At 58.4% G+C, this 16820-nt stretch carries 14 protein-coding genes; 11 read left to right on the top strand and 3 right to left on the bottom strand.

The window, feature by feature from the left end; all coding sequences use genetic code 11:
- The 11 genes from JHL21_RS00455 to JHL21_RS00405 all read left to right on the top strand — a co-directional run bounded on the left by JHL21_RS00455 (window position 1) and on the right by JHL21_RS00405 (window position 10978).
- Window positions 1-1047: an ABC transporter ATP-binding protein gene (locus JHL21_RS00455; RefSeq protein WP_200211236.1), complete on the top strand. Its 1047-nt coding sequence runs from the start codon at window positions 1-3 to the stop codon at window positions 1045-1047.
- Window positions 1047-1724 (top strand): hypothetical protein, encoded by a 678-nt coding sequence (locus JHL21_RS00450; RefSeq protein WP_200211234.1) that lies wholly within the window; start codon window positions 1047-1049, stop codon window positions 1722-1724. Before JHL21_RS00455 ends, JHL21_RS00450 begins: the two co-directional genes overlap by 1 nt.
- Window positions 1725-2071: 347 nt before the next feature.
- Window positions 2072-3106, top strand: coding sequence for a sugar ABC transporter substrate-binding protein (locus JHL21_RS00445; protein ID WP_200211233.1), 1035 nt, complete (start codon window positions 2072-2074; stop codon window positions 3104-3106).
- A gap of 57 nt (window positions 3107-3163) precedes the next feature.
- Window positions 3164-4171 (top strand): ABC transporter permease, encoded by a 1008-nt coding sequence (locus JHL21_RS00440; RefSeq protein ID WP_200211232.1) that lies wholly within the window; start codon window positions 3164-3166, stop codon window positions 4169-4171.
- A complete protein-coding gene (locus JHL21_RS00435; RefSeq protein WP_200211230.1) occupies window positions 4168-5121 on the top strand; it encodes an ABC transporter permease in 954 nt (317 codons plus the stop codon). The genes JHL21_RS00440 and JHL21_RS00435 overlap by 4 nt, the downstream gene beginning before the upstream one ends.
- 1 nt (window position 5122) lies before the next feature.
- Window positions 5123-6649 (top strand): sugar ABC transporter ATP-binding protein, encoded by a 1527-nt coding sequence (locus JHL21_RS00430; protein WP_200211229.1) that lies wholly within the window; start codon window positions 5123-5125, stop codon window positions 6647-6649.
- Window positions 6646-7752, top strand: coding sequence for a mandelate racemase/muconate lactonizing enzyme family protein (locus tag JHL21_RS00425; protein WP_200211228.1), 1107 nt, complete (start codon window positions 6646-6648; stop codon window positions 7750-7752). The genes JHL21_RS00430 and JHL21_RS00425 overlap by 4 nt, the downstream gene beginning before the upstream one ends.
- Before the next feature lie 9 nt (window positions 7753-7761).
- Window positions 7762-8736, top strand: a complete 975-nt coding sequence (locus JHL21_RS00420) for an aldo/keto reductase (protein WP_200211227.1) — start codon at window positions 7762-7764, stop codon at window positions 8734-8736.
- Between the two features lie 8 nt (window positions 8737-8744).
- On the top strand, window positions 8745-9581 hold the full coding sequence (locus tag JHL21_RS00415) for an amidohydrolase (RefSeq protein WP_200211225.1): 837 nt from the start codon (window positions 8745-8747) through the stop codon (window positions 9579-9581).
- A complete protein-coding gene (locus tag JHL21_RS00410) occupies window positions 9578-9907 on the top strand; it encodes an L-rhamnose mutarotase (protein WP_200211223.1) in 330 nt (109 codons plus the stop codon). Before JHL21_RS00415 ends, JHL21_RS00410 begins: the two co-directional genes overlap by 4 nt.
- Before the next feature lie 42 nt (window positions 9908-9949).
- Window positions 9950-10978 carry a GntR family transcriptional regulator gene (locus tag JHL21_RS00405; RefSeq protein WP_302052354.1) on the top strand — a complete coding sequence of 343 codons (1029 nt, stop codon included), beginning with the start codon at window positions 9950-9952 and terminating at the stop codon, window positions 10976-10978.
- 554 nt (window positions 10979-11532) lie between these two features.
- On the opposite strand, the gene JHL21_RS00400 is transcribed toward JHL21_RS00405, so the two are convergent.
- Genes JHL21_RS00400 through JHL21_RS00390 form a run of 3 tightly spaced genes read right to left on the bottom strand, consistent with a single transcriptional unit; the run spans window position 11533 to window position 16818 of the window.
- On the bottom strand, window positions 11533-14529 hold the full coding sequence (locus JHL21_RS00400; protein ID WP_210338821.1) for a DEAD/DEAH box helicase: 2997 nt from the start codon (window positions 14527-14529) through the stop codon (window positions 11533-11535).
- Window positions 14526-15929, bottom strand: coding sequence for an EH signature domain-containing protein (locus tag JHL21_RS00395; protein WP_200211219.1), 1404 nt, complete (start codon window positions 15927-15929; stop codon window positions 14526-14528). The genes JHL21_RS00400 and JHL21_RS00395 overlap by 4 nt, the downstream gene beginning before the upstream one ends.
- Window positions 15919-16818: an OmpA family protein gene (locus tag JHL21_RS00390; RefSeq protein ID WP_200211217.1), complete on the bottom strand. Its 900-nt coding sequence runs from the start codon at window positions 16816-16818 to the stop codon at window positions 15919-15921. The genes JHL21_RS00395 and JHL21_RS00390 overlap by 11 nt, the downstream gene beginning before the upstream one ends.
- Between the last annotated feature and the right edge of the window lie 2 nt (window positions 16819-16820).

Genomic DNA, 16820 nt, shown 5'->3' with positions numbered 1-16820 from the left:
ATGGCCAAAGTTTCTCTCAACGATGTCCGCAAGTCTTACGGGGACACTCACATCCTGCACGGGATCAATGTCGACATCACCGATGGTGAGTTCATCGTGCTCGTTGGCCCTTCCGGTTGTGGTAAGTCGACCCTGCTGCGCATGATCGCGGGCCTTGAAACCATCAGTGGTGGCGACATTTCCATTGGCGACCGTGTCGTCAACGAACTGGAACCCAAGGACCGCGACATCGCTATGGTGTTCCAGAACTATGCGCTCTATCCGCATATGACGGTTGCCACCAACATGGGCTTTTCCCTTGAGCACCGCGGCGCGTCCAAGGCTGAAATCGCCGAACGGGTGAACTGGGCTGCCGACATTCTCGGGCTCACCCCGCTCCTTGAGCGCTATCCCCGTCAGCTCTCGGGCGGCCAGCGCCAGCGTGTTGCTATGGGCCGCGCTATCGTGCGCAACCCGCAGGTGTTTTTGTTCGACGAGCCGCTATCCAATCTCGACGCCAAGCTGCGCGTCGTTATGCGCGGCGAAATCAAGGGCCTGCACCAGCGTCTCGGCGTCACCACGGTCTATGTGACCCACGACCAAATCGAAGCCATGACCATGGCCGACCGGATTGTCGTCATGAACGGCGGCAAGGTTGAGCAGATCGGCGCGCCGCTCGATCTCTATGATCGTCCGGAAAATGTCTTCGTCGCAGGCTTCATCGGATCGCCCGCAATGAACATCATTACGGGGACCATCGAGGGCGACAATTTCGTCGGCAATGGCGTCACCCTGCCAATTCCTGCAGGCGTCTCAGCAACTGGTCCGGTCAAATACGGTATCCGCCCGGAACACCTCTCGCTGGCGTCGTCCGGCATTGCCGCCGTGGTCGGTCTCGTCGAGCCAATGGGCTCTGAAACGCAGGTCACAATGACCATGGGTGGCCAAACAATCGTTGGTGTGTTCCGCGAGCGCGTCAGCGCCAAGCCGGGTGAAACCATCCACATTGCCCCTGAACTCTCTGCCGTCCACCTATTCGACGCCGCACTCGGCAACCGGATCAACTAATGTACGCGACGACCCCATTCTATACCTCGCTCACCAACGGCGATTTTCCCGTGATCGTGTCTTTGGCGCGCCATGACATCGATCTCGCAAAAGCAGCGTTGGATGCCGGTGCGACGGCGATCAAGACCCATTTGAACGCCTATCATCGCGCCACCGACCGCACCTTCGGCACTTTTGCGCAAGAAAGACCGTTCTTTGAGGAACTGGCCAAACTTGGTTGCCCACTATTGGTAATGGCCGGGCAAGAAATCGTGCCAAGCGAAGCGGAGATGGACGCGCTGTACGAGCTCGGCTTTCAGGGGTTCAACGTTTATGTCGACCACCTCCAGCCGCATCTGCTGAAATCCAAACTGCGCCCGATGCCTGCTTTGGCCTCAACCAGCACGCCCGAAGATCTTCAGCGCATCGCCGCTATTCCCGGCTGCATCATCGAAGCGTCAATCATGACCTTTGACCGCTACCGCACCGCGATGACGGAAGACGATCTGGCGCGATACAAAGCAATTGTTGATGCGGTCGATGTCCCGGTCATTCTACCGAGCCAACTCGCGCTCACACCCGCTGACGCCCGCCGCCTCCGCGAGATCGGCATCGCCGCCCCCCTCCTCGGCGCCATCGTCACCGGCGACACAGTTGAAAGCATGTTCAAAGCCGTAAGCGGCATTGTTACGGCATAAGTACCCATACTGTCCGCTGCGCAAGGCGGCCGATGTAAATATTCAGAACCGCGGCGACCGAAACCCAGTCGCCGCGTTTTTTATCCGACCACAGTCAATCGACTGCCCCTAGGCGCGCGAAACTATCTGCGCTCATTGTGTCTAGGGACGAGCGCCATATGAGAATTTCTCATACCCACTCACCATTTAGAACGCACTCAAAAGCGCAGTTCAACTCGCTGATGGACCTCAAAATCCATCCATTAATCGACACAATAACGTATATTGCATGACATATACGTAACTGATAGCGTGCGGGACAAGCGGCGGGGAGGAGGAGCTCCGACGTCGCGATCTGGGAGGATCACATGACATTTCGTTTGAGCGGCCTTGTTGCTGCATCACTGGTTGTCGCCACGGCTTTGACGCCGGTGGCTGGTTTGGCGTCCGATAACAAGATCGCCATCATCTCGGGCGGCCCGCACCCATACTTCACACCGTGGGAACAGGCAGCGGCCGATGCGGCCAAAGATTTTGGCATTGCCACTGTGGAATTCAAAGTTCCATCGGATTGGAAGCTAGAGCTGCAGACCGAACTGCTCGAAAGCCTCGCCGCGCAGGGTTATACCGGGTTTGGTATTTTCCCCGGTGATGCGGTTGGGATCAATTCGACCGTCGCTGAACTCAAGGACAATGGCATCCCCTCGCTCGCCGTCGCGGGTTGCGCTCAGGACCCAACACAGGTCGAGTTCTGCTTCGGGACGGACGTGTATCATTCGGCCTACCTCGGCACTAAGGCATTGATTGAGGCCATGGGTGGCAAGGGCGCAATCGTGCACCTTGCAGGCCTGCTGGTCGACCCAAACACCACACTGCGCAGCGACGCGGTACAGAAGGCGGTTGATGAAACCAATGGCGCGGTGACGCTCCTGCAGACCGTTGCAGATACCGATGCGCAGGAAGCTGCGGACCAAAAAATCAACGCCCTACTGGCCGCGCAAAAGGATGAAATCGGTGGCATGATTGCGACCGCTTATATCCCCTCGGTCGTATCCTCGACAGCGCTGCGCAATCTGGGTGACAAGCGGATCAAATTCGTCGGTATTGACGATGACCCAATTGTTCTCGATGCGATCCGTGACGGCTTTGTTGCCGGAACCATGGCCCAGAACCCCTATGGTCAGGCCTATATCAGCGCCTATGTGCTCGATCTGTTGGCGTCTGGCAGCTGCACGGTTAAGGCCGATGCGCCGTTTGTGACAACACCACAGACAGCCAAGTTCATCGACTCCGGAACCCTGGTGATTTCGGCGGCCAATATTGACGCCTACCAGAACGACCTCAAGGCACTGACCACGGAAATCCAGTCGGGCTTCAAGGACAAGTATCTGACCTGCAACTAAGCCTTTACGCGATGCCGCTCCGCTGTCGGTGCGGCATCGCCTTTCCGGATTATTGCCATGACCGCCACTGATAGCGCGCTGACACCGCGCCGCTCGCTGCTGGACTTTTTGGGCAAAGGCTCGACACAACTGGGCCTATTTGTCATCGTCGCTGCGTTTTGGATCATCTTTTCAAGTCTCGCGCCGGGATTTCTCTCGCGTTTCAATCTCAATTCGCTGGGGCGCTCCCTTGCAGTCGATATCGTCATTGGCTTTGCGCAAATGGCGGTGCTGGCCACGGGCGGAATGAACCTCTCGGTGGGATCCATTGGTGTCTGCGCGGTGATGCTCACCGGCTTTCTCCTACAAACCCTCGGCCTGCCGATACCCGTTGCTTTGGCAGGCGCCCTGCTCGGCGGAGCGGCGCTGGGGTGGCTCAACGGTTTTACGATTGTCAAAACCGGGGTGAACAGTTTCATCGTCACCCTTGCCAGCGCCAGCCTCTTTTCGGGCGGCATGCTGATCCTGACTAAGGCGGTGCCGTATAATGCCCTGCCCGCCAGCGTCGGCGAGTTTGGCAAGTCGAGCTTTCTCACCCTGCCCTCGCTCTTATGGGTCGCAATGGCCATCGGCGCGCTGCTTTTCGTCCTTTATCGCTTCACCCGACTTGGCCGGGAAATTCTAGCGACGGGGGCCAATACGCGGGCGGCGCAGATGTCGGGGATCAATACCGGCCGGGCTATTATCACCTCACACGCACTTTCTGGTGTGCTGGCGGCAGCGGCGGGGATCATGCTGACCTCGCGCCTTGGCGCAGCCATGCCTTCAGTTGGCGGCGATGATTGGCTGCTGTCTTCGTTCCTCGCGCCTGTGCTTGGCGGAACAGCACTGGCTGGCGGCATGGTCTCGGTTATCGGCACCATGCTCGGCGCGGCGCTGGTCAGCACCATTCGCAGTGGGCTGCTCGTGCTGCAGGTGGGCAATTTCTGGCTGCAACTCTTCCTCGGTGTGATCCTGCTTTCGGCGGTGCTGCTCGAACGCTATCGCGCCAGCCAAGCGCTCAAACGACAGGTGCGCCGCGCATGACTTCTTTCAATCGCGTTTTGCAGGTGGAGTGGTCGGGCATTCTGCTCGCCATTCTGGTGGGCATGGTCGCGCTCGCCATCGCCGCACCGTCATTTCTGACGGAATTCAATCTTTTCGTTCTCCTGCGCAGTTTTTGCGTGGCGCTACTCGTTGCCTATGCGCAGATGGTGACGCTGGGCGTGGGGCAGATGAACTTGGCCATTGGCTCGCTCGGCGGCCTCGTCGCCATCACGGTCGGCGGGTTGATGGACGCGCTGGGCGTGCCAGTGGTCCTGGCAGTGCCGACGGCTATTGCCGTTGGCGGCCTCGCCGGATTTATCAATGGCTGGCTGACCGTGCGAACAGGGATCAACGGCTTTATCGTCACTCTGGCCACCGGCTCGGCTTTTGCGGGCATCAATCTTGGCATTACCCGCTCAATTCCGTTCTACAATTTGCCTGCTGAATTCGTGTCTTTTGGTACTGGCCGTATCGGCATTTTGCCTCTGCTGCTGATTGTGCCGCTGATCGTCACAGGATTGCTGGCGCTGTTCTTTTCGCGCGTACCAACGGGCCGACACATGTTGGCGGTTGGGGGCAATGCCAATGCGGCGCAACTCTCGGGCATTTCGCTGCCGCGCACGATCATCGAGGCACACACGCTGTCGGGACTGTTGGCGGCTGTCGCTGCAGTTCTGGCGGTGGCCCAGCTAGGGTCAGCGCAACCAACCATTGGCTCTAACTGGCTGATCATTTCCTTTGCCGCGCCGATCATCGGCGGTGCGTCGCTGTCGGGCGGGCATATCTCCATCATCGGCACTTTGCTCGCCGTAGTGCTGATTGCGCTGATCGAGAACGGCATGGTGCTGGTCAAGGTCGACCCATATTGGGTCCAGTTTATTCTCGGTGCGCTCATTCTAGGAGCGGTTGGGATCAATCGGCTCCGAGCCATTCGGACAGGGGGCGACTGAAATGGTGCTGTCAATTGAAGGGGCAACCAAAGCCTTTCCGGGCGTTAAGGCGCTCGACAGCGTCTCACTCGACCTTCGTCCGGGTGAAATTCACGCCCTGATGGGCGAGAATGGCGCGGGCAAGTCAACGCTGATCAAAATCATCACGGGCGTTCACCGGCCGGACAGTGGACGTGTTCTGCTCAACGGCAAGCCGATTGAGCTGCATGCACCACGAGACGCCATTGCCCACGGCATCTCGGCGGTGCACCAAGAGCGCAATCTGATCCCTCGGTTCAGCGTGGCCGAGAACATCGTGCTCGAGCATTTGCCGCGCAAAAACGGGCTTGTCGATTATGCGGCGGCGCATGCAGAAGCGCGCAAATATCTCGATCGCATTGGGTTACCAATCGACACCCATACGCAGGTGCGGAACCTTTCCGTAGCGCAGATGCAGATTGTCGAAATAGCGAAGGCGCTGCGCCACGAAGCGCAGGTCTTGCTGCTAGACGAGCCAACCGCCTCGATCAGCGAAACGGAGGCCGACGCCCTGTTCGCCCTATTGCGGCAATTGCGAGATCGGGGCGTCGCTATCGTCTTTGTCAGTCACAAGCTGGAAGAAGTTTTTGCCATTTGCGATCGTGTGACTGTGCTACGCGACGGCAAGATTGCGGCCAGTGGCGAGCCTATGTCGGAGATGACACGCGGCAAGCTCGTGTCCCTGATGATTGGGCGCGAAGAGAAGGAAACGGACTATAAAAACCGTAACCTGCCCGAGAACACGCCAACCAAACTCTTGCTGCAATTCATCTCAACGAGCCTAGGCCATAAGGACGTTACGCTTTACGTCAAGAAAGGCGAGATCGTTGGCCTTTACGGCCTTGTTGGTGCGGGCAGATCGGAGCTGGCTCGAGCCTTGATTGGTGATGCAAAGATTACCAAAGGCGTCGTCAAAATTGATGGCAAGCCGGTGCGGATTTCATCCGTCGAGGAGGCCCTCACCCGGCATCGTATTGGCTATCTCAGCGAAGACAGGAAAAGCGAAGGACTGATCCTCTCGCACCCGATCCGCTCCAATATCGCTGTAACCATCTGGCGACGCCTGGCCAATGCCTTGGGTTTCCTTCATGCGGGTGCAGAAACGGCGGCGGCCAAACCACTAGCCGCGCGGCTAGAAATTCGTACGCCAAGCTTAGAGCAATTGGTGGGCAATTTGTCCGGCGGCAATCAGCAGAAAGTGCAGCTGGCCAAATGGCTGGCGGCTGAGGTCGACATCCTGATTATCGATGAACCCACCGTCGGCATCGACATCAAAACCAAGGCCTATATTCACGAGTTGATCGTGGAACTGGCCGATAGCGGCATGACCATAATCGTCATATCGAGCGATATGCCGGAAATGATCGCGCTGGCTGACCACATCGTAGTGATGAAGGATTTTGCCATAGCCGGTCAGTACAAGAACGACCACGTCTACAAAAATATGAGCAACCAAATCATTGCTGCCATCCACAATTCCGAAACATCGCCGGAGGAGGTGCTCGCATGAGCAAAATCGATCGCATTGAGGTGCTGATGGTCGATCTGGTGCCGAAGGTGAAACGGACCGATGCCATTCAGAGTTTTGTGAGCCAAGAGACGCCCATTGTCCGGATCTATTCCGACGACGGCCAGGTTGGCACTGGATACAGCTACACCATCGGCACCGGCGGCCATGCCATCGTTGATCTGATTGCCCGGCACCTAGCGCCACAGATCATTGGGCATGACCCGGAGATGATCGAAGAGATTTGGAAAAAGCTCTTCTTCCATACCCACGCGACTGCCGTCGGCGCGATTACTGCCTTGGCTTTGGCGGCAATCGATACCGCGCTGTGGGATATGCGCTGTCGCAGGGCAAACCGACCGCTCTATAAGGAGGCCGGGGGCGCGCAGCGCTCCGTGCCGCTTTACACCACCGAGGGCGGCTGGCTGCACATCGAGCCTTCTGAACTCATCGAAGACGCGCTGCGCGCTAAAGAGGCCGGCTTTGGCGGCTCTAAAATTAAGGTCGGGCGTCCGCCGCAAGAAGACGTTAAACGGTTGACGGCGGTACGGGATGCGCTAGGAACCGATTTCGAGATCATGGTCGATGGCAATCAGGGCGCGAGCGTTGACGAAGCCATACGTCGCGCGCGGCTCTATGAGCCGCTTGATCTTGGCTGGTATGAAGAGCCCCTGCCCGCCGAAGATCTCGATGGGCACCAGCGGCTTTCCGCGTCGACCACACTGCCCATTGCCGTAGGAGAGTCGATTTATCACCCCTCCCATTTCCGGGAATATTTGCAGCGTCGTGCCTGTTCCATCGTGCAGGTCGATGTGGCGCGTGTCGGCGGGATCACGCCCTGGCTGAAGGTGGCGCATCTGGCGGAGACGTTTAACGTCGCAGTCAGCCCGCACTTTTTGATGGAGCTCCATGTGTCGCTGTGCTCGGCTGTGCCGAATGGTCGGTGGGTCGAATATATTCCGCAGCTCGACGGCCTGACCCATACCGGCATGATGATCCGCAATGGGCGCGCCGTGCCCTCTGAGGAGCCGGGGCTGGGGATTGATTGGGATTGGGATGCCATCAAAAAGCAGACCAGCGAAGGCACGCATATCATTGTGCGTTAGGGGGCGGGAATGAACAGGCGCAGCATTGGCTCGACCGGGGTCGAAGTGAGCGAAATATCAATGGGCTGCGCATCAATCGGGAACCTAGCAGTTGCGATTAGCGATGAGCAGGCGCAACAGGTTTTGCAGCTCGCGTGGGATCGAGGCGTTCGTTATTTCGACACCGCACCGCGCTATGGCAGTGGGCGATCCGAGGCGCGCTTGGGACAGTTTTTGGCGGGCAAGCCGCGCGATCAGTTTGGGGTTTCGACCAAGGTGGGGCGGGTATTGACCCCCGGCCCGCAGCGCGCCGAAGCCTATGGATTTATCGATCCACTGCCCAATGATGTGCACTACGACTATACGGCCGCCGGAATAGAAAAGAGCCTTCGAGGCAGTCGAGAGCGATTGGGGCTTGAGAAGATCGATATCGTGCTCGTGCATGATATTGGAACTTACATGCTCGGGGCGGAGCACAATCCGGCCCATATGCGGGACCTTTTAGAAAGCGGGCTACCCTATCTGGCGGAGCTGAAAGCCAAGGGCCTTATCGGCGCCTATGGGCTGGGCGTCAATGAAACGGAAGTGTGCCTTGAGCTACTACAAGATCATGCACTGGACGTGATCCTGCTGGCGGGCCGCTGGACTTTGCTCGACCGCAAGGCAGAGGCGGAACTGGTGCCGCTGTGCCGGGAAAAAGGCACCAAGCTGGTGCTGGGGGGCGTGTTCAATTCGGGCATTTTGGCCGTTGGGCCGAAACCGGGTGCTTGGTTTGACTATGCGCCCGCGTCGCCAGATGTTTTGCAGCAGGTCGCAGAGCTCGAAAACCAATTTTCAGCAGCTGACACCGAATTGGCCCATGCAGCGCTGCAATTTGCGCTAACGAGACCCAAGGACGTCGTCGCGAGTGTGCTGCTAGGCGGCGCAGAGCTTTCAAATCTCAAGAAGAATCTCGACTTGCTGGCCAAGCCGCTGTCTAATCCAGCACGCCATTTGCTCGGTTAGGAGGAACCATGCAGATCATCGATACCCATTTGCATCTGGTCTACCGCCCGCAATTTGATGTGCCCTGGCTGGCCAATTATCCGGCGATAGATCGTGCGTGGACGGCCGATGAGTATTTTGCGACGGCGGAAAAGCTGGGCATCGTCGCGGCGCTGCATATGGAGGCGGATGTTGCCGAAGGGCAAATGCTCGCCGAAGCCGAGTTTATGGCGACCGCACATCCGCGCGTGATCGGGGCGATTGCCGCAGGACGGCCGGAACATGCGGATTTCGCCCAACATGTTCAGGCACTACAATCCCTGCCCCACGTCAAAGGCGTGCGCCGAATTTTACACACCATGCCCGATGAGCTGAGCGAGAGTTCGCAGTTCGTGGAAAATGTGAGGCTGTTGGCAGAGGCAGACTTGAGTTTTGATCTCTGCGTGCGGGCCAACCAATTGCATCTCGCCTATGAGCTCGCGGCCTCAGCTCCAAAAGTCCAGTTTGTTCTCGACCATTGTGGCAATCCCGATATCGCCAATGAGGGTTTTAAGAGCTGGAGCGTGGGGCTAAAGAAGATCGCCAGCCTGCCCAATGTTGCAGCGAAGGTTTCTGGCATTGCTGTCAACGCTGCGGCGGGATGGAGCACTGAGACGCTCAAGCCCTATGTTGAACACCTCATCGAGGTTTTCGGCTGGGATCGCGTTGTCTGGGGCTCGGACCATCCGGTGCTGCTGCTCAACGGCAGTTTGGAACGCTGGGTGGAGGCATCCCTCGACATCACCGCCAGCGCGGCGGAAAGCGATCGCGCAAAACTGTTCAACGGCAATGCCAAGCGGATCTATCGCCTGGAGGCTGCGCGATGAAGCGTGTGGGCTCAGTGATCGGCGTCAAGCCGGAAGACATTGCGGACTATAAGGCGCTCCATGCTGCGGTTTGGCCCGGTGTGCTGGCCAAAATTGAAGCCTGCAACATCACCAATTATTCGATTTTCCTGCGCGAGCCTGAGAATTTGATGTTCTCGTATTTTGAGTATATCGGCTCAGACTATGAGGCAGACATGGCCAAAATGGCGGAGGATCCAGAAACGCAACGCTGGTGGGCGGTCTGCGGGCCAAAGCAGGAACCACTGACCACGCGCGAGCCGGGCGAATGGTGGGCATCGACGGAAGAAGTTTTTCACGTCGACTAAACCTCATCCTCGAAGAAGCAGTCCAGATCGCCCCACTCAAAGCTGAGGATCATAGAAATCTCGCCACAGGTTGATAGCCGCCCAACGGCACCCGGAAAACGCTCGGATGCCATTTACGCAGTGCTGCACGATCACCTGACGCGCGGCATTTTTAGCCAAGGCCTAGTGCTGACAGAATCCGCGATTGCCCGAGCCTTCGGTGTCAGCCGCTCGCCTGCTGCAGCGGCTCTGGAAAAGCTGGCCCAAGACGGCTTGATCTGCAGCTTTGATGGTCGCGGATTTCTGGTCGGCTCAAAGACCAATATCCCACTACGCCTCGATCTCTTCGAAGCGGGACTATCGCTTGAGGCCGACAAGCTCGACGAAATGCAGCAACGCGGCTGGCGTGACCGTCTCTATCCGCTCGTTGAGCGCGATGTGGCCGCCTCCATGGCCTATGGCCCCTTCCAAATCGTTGGCACCAGCTTGGCGGAAACTTTTGGCGTCAGCCGCACTGTGGCGCACGAAGTGCTGACACGCCTTGAGCGCGTCGGCCTCGTCCAGCAGGGCAATAATGGCCGCTGGTACGTGCCGCGGCTCACGGTCCGCGATGTTGAAGAACACTATGAAGTGCGCTCGGTGCTTGAGCCGCTCGCCTTGGTTCAAGGCGCTAGGTCACTGGAAAAAGAGGACATAAAGGTCCGCTTGGACAGAGCTCGGTCACTCGTCGCGCGTGGCACGGCATCAAGTGAGGCGGAAATCGTCCAGCTCGAAAACGATTTACACCGCGACATCGTCCTAGCGTGCTCAAACGCCCAATTCCGCCAGATCATTGAGCGCAGCCAACTGCCCCTGATCGCGACGCATCTCACCTTCGAGCGCTATCTCAACGACGAAGAAATACTGCCCTCCGCAGAGCAGCACGTCAAAATCCTAGAGGCACTCTACAAGGGGGACGACGCGACCGCTGCGAAAGAAATGGTCCACCACCTCCAAGCAGCGCTCGTCAGCACCGTAAAAGTACTCGAAGCGTCCGTGACCACACCCACATCCCGCATTCCAAGCTACCTCATCCAGCCGCAACAGGGATGACCAAGCTCGCCTCAGAACGGTAGCTATATAGGTCCAAACAGCCCCCTACACCCTAGCTTCCGAAGCGGATATTGTATCAAAACCGGCAGCGCTGGCGCTCGGCATCCGGTCTCCGAAAATCCATAACTCAGCCCAATCGCCATCAACCAAGGCTGTACTATTGGGATCGAAGTGCGAAAGACAAGAACACTACAGACTGCGTCTGAGAGTGTGAAAATGCGACAATTTCAATGAAAGAAAATGGCGCGAGAGACGGGGCTCGAACCCGCGACCTCCGGCGTGACAGGCCAGCTGTCTGCTCAATGCCGCCAACGAATGTTCCCACTTCGTGCAACCTGAATAGTGCTGCAGTATGCCCAACAGTGGGAACGCAACAAAGATCATTTGCGCCGGCTCTAAGGCGTTCACTATCTCTAGTGCTGAGGCCCTGCCATGTTTGCAAATTACCGTATTAGGAAGCCATGGCCGGCTTGGGGCAGTTTGGAGACCGACTTCTTTCTTGAATGTGCTGGCGGCGTGGACTGGTTTTGCTCCCGCCAGTAAAGCGAGAACGTCTATTGCACAGCACTGCCGAACAAATCTGAGACATCGCTGTCCGATATCGGCGGGGCAAGCATATCGCGCGACAGGGTGCGTTTGCGTTCCAGCAGGGCGTCAAGTTTCACGTCGAAAGACGCATCGCCCAAGACGGGGTGCTTGGCGATTGGGATGTGAATGGTGACGGGCCTGGTTTGTCCAATTCGGTAGACGCGATCGTTGCACTGGTCCTCGACCGCGGGGTTCCACCACCGGCTCAGATGAATCACATGGTTGGCCGCAGTTATAGTCAAGCCAATGCCGGCGGCCTTGGGCGAGAGCAATAGCAATGCAAAGCCCAGAGGCAGGCCTTGGAACCGGTCGACGATCGCTTGTCGCCTGTCCCCAGGCAACTCGCCATTGATAATTTCAGGCTCGCTTGGCAAGTTCAGTTCCGCGGCTGCAACGGTGGCGAAGGTCGATTGCATGGCGCGATCTTCGATGAACACCAGTGCCTTTTCGCCAGACCGCTGGATAGTCCCAAGAATTTCCAGAGTGGTGCGAACGCGGGCCGATTGAGCAATCCATCTGCGTCGGGCCTCGGGGTCATACACATCAATGCCCTTGCCGCCGCCGGGATGCAGCGAGACGCCGCGCAAAGCGTGGATAGCGGTGAGCATTGCCCCCATGGTCCGCTCGCCGCTCTTGGCGGCAGCAACGGCCTTGGCGTAGGCGTCGGCTTGCTCGGGGGGCATGGAAACGGGATAGGACTTCGGGGTTTTGCTCGGCAGTCCCTCAAGAATATCCTGCTTCATGCGCCGGAGCATGACCGCTGGTACGTTGGGTCGGGGCTGGTCAAGCTTGGCTTTCAAAGCCTGCAAGGGCTCGGACGAATTCGTGTTGTAGGTTTTGGAAAAGTCGCGCAGCCCACCAAGGTAGCCAGGCTCGATCCGGTCCATGATGCACCACAAATCCTCCAGCCGGTTCTCGATCGGCGTTCCGGTCATTCCGACAACGAAATCGACGTTGAGTGCCTTGAGCGCGTGGGTGTTGAGCGTGTCCGGCGCTTTGACCTTTTGCATTTCGTCGAACACACCGAGCGAATACGACACTCGTGCGAAGGCGCGATGGTAGGTCGCCAAGGTCTCGTAAGTGGTCAATATCAAATCGGCATCTCGCAGCGCGTCTACATCCAGGGCATCCTCTGGCGTCCAGCCCACATCGGTTTTCTTCGATTTGAGTTCGCTCAGCCCCTTGCCGAAGGCTTTTACGCATTGGCCGAGACTGCCGGCGACAAGGTGAAGGTCGGCCTCCTTCTCCCAATTCAGCAGCAATGCCGTGGGTGCAACGATAATGATAGGACCATCTAACGGTTGGGTTTTGGCACCGGACGCCTGTTGGTTGGCTCGGAACCACGCCATGAAGCTGAGTGCCTGGAAGGTCTTGCCCAGCCCCATGTCGTCGGCCAGAAGCACGCCCGGCGTGCCCGAAACCCAGGCGCCCAGCAGCCAGTCAAATCCCGCGCTCTGATGGGGTTTGGGTTGATTGGCGCGCAGTAGGTGGATCGGCAGTGATTTGGGCAGCGACGCTTTGCGAACAACAATCTGGGCCTGGAACGCTGTGCCATCGATATTGTCGTTTATCAGCAGAACATCCGTGTCTGGCTTGATGACGGGGTCGCCGGCGTCCGTCGCCTCGGGGTCAGGGTCGCCTTGCAGCTCCTGCTGCTGTTGCTCACCGAAATGCTTCAGCGTTCCCAGCGCGTCGATCGCCAGCAATGTGTCGAGCCAATCGTCCTTGTAGTTGAGGGTTTCGGCGTGATCCTGGATCGCCAACTCAACGGTGGACTTGAAGACTTCAATGTCCTCGTGGGCTAGCTCGACAGTCTTGCTGCCGATAACCAGCAGGAATCTCTCCGGTAGCCAACTGGTATTTTGCTTGGTCAGCCAGTCCAGGCTCGGCTTTTCCCAGCGTCCGAGCCCCAGCACGCGAGCGGAGTATTGGTGCGTCTCGACAAACACCGATCCAAGTTCGACGTCGCCCAGCGTGCCGATTTCGCGGTCGAGAAAGGCCCGTGGATTGGCTATGAAGCTTCGGCGTTCGGCTTCGGGCGACTGACGCGCCGCCTTGACGACATCAAGCGCCGCTCGCAGCTCGGGTGCTATGACCACATATGTATTGCCAGAGATCTTGATGGCCGGGGCGGTCTTGCCAGCCTGCTGGACGAACGAGTTCACAAATGCGCGTTGCAGCTCCGGCACAAGCAGCGCGTCGCTTTCGTTGTCCGGCAGGCTGGAGGCGGACGTGTCGGCGAACCATTCGCCATTCTGCGTCTCAGGCGCATCGGCGTCATCGGCCAGTGATTGGCGCATACCGTGCGCCATCAGGATCGGCGTAATTTGCGGGCCGCCAGCGGCTTCACGCACGTCCAGTGCAAAAGCGCCTGCCTGATAAATACGCAGGCTCTGCAACGTCCTGTCGGTCGTGACGGCTTCGCCCGTGAGCTGTTCGAGCGCGCTTTGTACGCCGAGCCAGGGCTTGATCCGGGCTTCACCAGGCTGCCCCAGCGACTGGTTGTAGATTGCCACGGCCTCGAGCAAGGCAAAGATCGGTGCGGCTAGTCGCCCCGTCAGGTTGTCGCCCAGCGCAACGAACGGCCCGGTTAGAGTGGGAGTGGTCCTGCGAGCGCTTTTATCCTGCCACGCCAGCCGGATCTGGCCCTTGGAGCTCTCGACGCGATCTTCGATCGACAAGCCCAACGTTAGCGAGGCAATCGGCGCGACATTCAATATCTCGGTAAGTCGGGTTGGCAGGTTAACAACAGCCACGCCATCAACGGCGAGGTCGTCACCCGATGAGCGAGCATGACCCTCCTCGACGAGGCGACGCAGATAGCGGATTGCCGCCTGCTCAGACGGGTCTAGGCTTTCCCAGGCGTCGAAAGCAATTGGCTTGCGCTTGAACAGGGATTTTTCGACCAGGCTGATGGTGGCGCCGGTGGGTGTAGGGCGCGTGGTGAAGGCAAGTGACATCATGGCCACCTGTAGTCGGACTGTTGAAGGCGGATCCCTGTCATCTTGCGCAGCCGCTCTGCGACCTTACCCTGCCAGTTGTAGGTGGGAGAACTCATATGCATCAGGCTCATCAGGTCTTCAGTCTCGTAATTTCCGGTGCCTTTGTGGATGCGGATTTCGTCGGAGCCGTAGGATTTTTTGAAGAGCTTCGGGGCTGTCTTGCTGTCTGCATTGGACCAGATGTTGCATTTGCCATTGTGGCTCCAATCCGCCACCACTCCGTTGCCGATACGCAGCAGCAGAACGGCATGACCGGACTCTACCTGCCGTCCTTCAGCCGCCAGAACGGCGAACTCTGCGCCTTTGCCGAATGCGTTCCTCGCCTGTCTTTGGCCATCCGGGCCGAAGGCAACCCAGGCATCGCCGATTAGCCCGCGGTCATATACGCCTTCCCAGAATGCCCGCCGATAAGGCCACATGCTATCGTCGGCCGTTCGATCGACGATATCGAGGAATTGGCGGAGCGATTGCTCGGTGAGCCAGCGTTGCACCATCTCGCGCAATGCCGTCGGCACAAGACTCCAATTGCCCGGCTTGAGTCGCGGGTCTCCCATCAGCGCTAGTACGATCTTGAGGAACAGATCGCGGATGGTTTTCTCAACTTTGCCAGTCCCAAACGGTCGCAGCAGCGCCTCGACAAGATTTGGGCGCTGGTCTCCGTAGATAGGGTTACCCTCCGCGGTCATCGCATAGCGCTGAATTCGGGCCAGCCTCGTCAGGTGATCTATATCCCGGCTCTGCGCAAGTTGATCGAGCAGGGCGCTGGTGATTGCCTTGGCATAACCGGACTGCGCGCTGATAGCGCCGATCCCCGCCGCCTTCAGGATATCGGAGGCGGGCTTGTCCTGCGCAATGACCGCTGAAGCGAGAGCTTGAGGTCCATTCGTCAGGTCGAATAGCTTATAGGCCTTGTGCACCTGGCCCCATGGCCCGCCCCACTGCTGCGACAGACCTCCCAGGACTTGGGCCACTTCCGAACTGCCGGCCTGATCGGCGGTGTAGGAGGCCATGAAGGATGTTGCGAGCGTGCGAAACGGACGGGCGCTGTCGCTCGCTTGCATCTGCAGCAGCAACGCGCTGAATTCTCGCTGCTGGCCGACGATGGCAGGCGTGGTACTCCACAGGCACCAGGCAGCATCGCGCAACTGCCGAGTGTCGAGATGAAGGCCGGATGCTAGTTGTGCCAATATTTCCCGTGCAACCGCATCGTAATCCTTGGGCGGACGAAGCTCCGTTGTGCCGCCATCCTGCGCAAGCTTGGCGGCCAGGCGCGATAGCGGCGGGTCTTCGGTCATGAGTCTGTCGCCAAGCGACAGGCGCTGGCTGAGGTTGCCTATGGCATCTTGCAGGCTATGGGACATCGGCAGCATCGATAGCCGAGCGCAGCTCGAACAGTTGACCCTCCATCTGGTCGGTCAGCGCCAGCACCTCCTTGAGGCGTTCGCTATCATCCACTTCCATTACGAACCGCAGATCGATACGCCGGTTAGTGTCCCACGCCGCCTTGTTGGATTCGTCTTTGACGGGTCGCGTCGAGGAATATCCGGATACCGAAATAATTTCTCGCCCCGCACGATTGATCAGTTCCCGAAGGAGGGGTTGTGCCTCGGTCATTACACGGTAGGTGTTGACCGCCCGTTGCGTCGAAAGCTGCCAATTGCTGTCGTCGCGTCCGGTCACATCGGTATGACCTTCGATAAAGACCGTCTCGACCGATGTTGCCGTAGAAATGCCGCCGCAGGCATTCACGCTCGTTGCGCAGGCTGCATACATCGGCAACACCTCCCGCAGGACCAAAGAGATTTTGCGCACGTTGTCGGCTGCAGTCACGTCCAGGTCGGCGTTGCTGGGTTCAAACCGAACGGCGTCTTCCGTTAGGCGAAGCACGCCGTTTGCCAAATCAATTTGCACGTCTAGTCCTTGGGCGACCAGACGTGCGCGAATATCCTGCAGCATCGCCGAGCGGACCTGTTCGGATTTATCGAGTTGTTGCAGTTCGACCTGCACCTGCTCCTTCAATATGTCGAGCCGGTCGGCAACAATCTCGGCCTGTCGGCGCGCTTCTTCAAGCCGTTCGAACCGGTCCTCTGACACGTCGGTCTGCTGTTTGAAGTTCAGCGCGAAAACCATCAGCATAATGATGAAGATGAAGAGAATCCCCACCATCATATCCGTCATGGAAATGAAGTAGTTTTCGTCCTCTTCGCCGTGGCCGTCAGAACCGAATCCGGTTTCCTCGATAAAGGCCATGG

Source organism: Devosia sp. WQ 349K1 (genome assembly GCF_016595685.1).
Lineage (GTDB): Bacteria > Pseudomonadota > Alphaproteobacteria > Rhizobiales > Devosiaceae > Devosia.
This window is presented reverse-complemented; position numbering and strand designations above follow the sequence as displayed.

Excerpts from the sequence above, each read along its gene's own strand:
- JHL21_RS00455 (WP_200211236.1), top strand. The coding sequence starts at position 1 with ATGGCCAAAGTTTCTCTCAACGATGTCCGCAAGTCTTACGGGGACACT.
- JHL21_RS00450 (WP_200211234.1), top strand. The coding sequence starts at position 1,047 with ATGTACGCGACGACCCCATTCTATACCTCGCTCACCAACGGCGATTTT.
- JHL21_RS00445 (WP_200211233.1), top strand. The coding sequence starts at position 2,072 with ATGACATTTCGTTTGAGCGGCCTTGTTGCTGCATCACTGGTTGTCGCC.
- JHL21_RS00440 (WP_200211232.1), top strand. The coding sequence starts at position 3,164 with ATGACCGCCACTGATAGCGCGCTGACACCGCGCCGCTCGCTGCTGGAC.
- JHL21_RS00435 (WP_200211230.1), top strand. The coding sequence starts at position 4,168 with ATGACTTCTTTCAATCGCGTTTTGCAGGTGGAGTGGTCGGGCATTCTG.
- JHL21_RS00430 (WP_200211229.1), top strand. The coding sequence starts at position 5,123 with ATGGTGCTGTCAATTGAAGGGGCAACCAAAGCCTTTCCGGGCGTTAAG.
- JHL21_RS00425 (WP_200211228.1), top strand. The coding sequence starts at position 6,646 with ATGAGCAAAATCGATCGCATTGAGGTGCTGATGGTCGATCTGGTGCCG.
- JHL21_RS00420 (WP_200211227.1), top strand. The coding sequence starts at position 7,762 with ATGAACAGGCGCAGCATTGGCTCGACCGGGGTCGAAGTGAGCGAAATA.
- JHL21_RS00415 (WP_200211225.1), top strand. The coding sequence starts at position 8,745 with ATGCAGATCATCGATACCCATTTGCATCTGGTCTACCGCCCGCAATTT.
- JHL21_RS00410 (WP_200211223.1), top strand. The coding sequence starts at position 9,578 with ATGAAGCGTGTGGGCTCAGTGATCGGCGTCAAGCCGGAAGACATTGCG.
- JHL21_RS00400 (WP_210338821.1), bottom strand. The coding sequence starts at position 14,529 with ATGATGTCACTTGCCTTCACCACGCGCCCTACACCCACCGGCGCCACC.
- JHL21_RS00395 (WP_200211219.1), bottom strand. The coding sequence starts at position 15,929 with ATGTCCCATAGCCTGCAAGATGCCATAGGCAACCTCAGCCAGCGCCTG.
- JHL21_RS00390 (WP_200211217.1), bottom strand. The coding sequence starts at position 16,818 with ATGGCCTTTATCGAGGAAACCGGATTCGGTTCTGACGGCCACGGCGAA.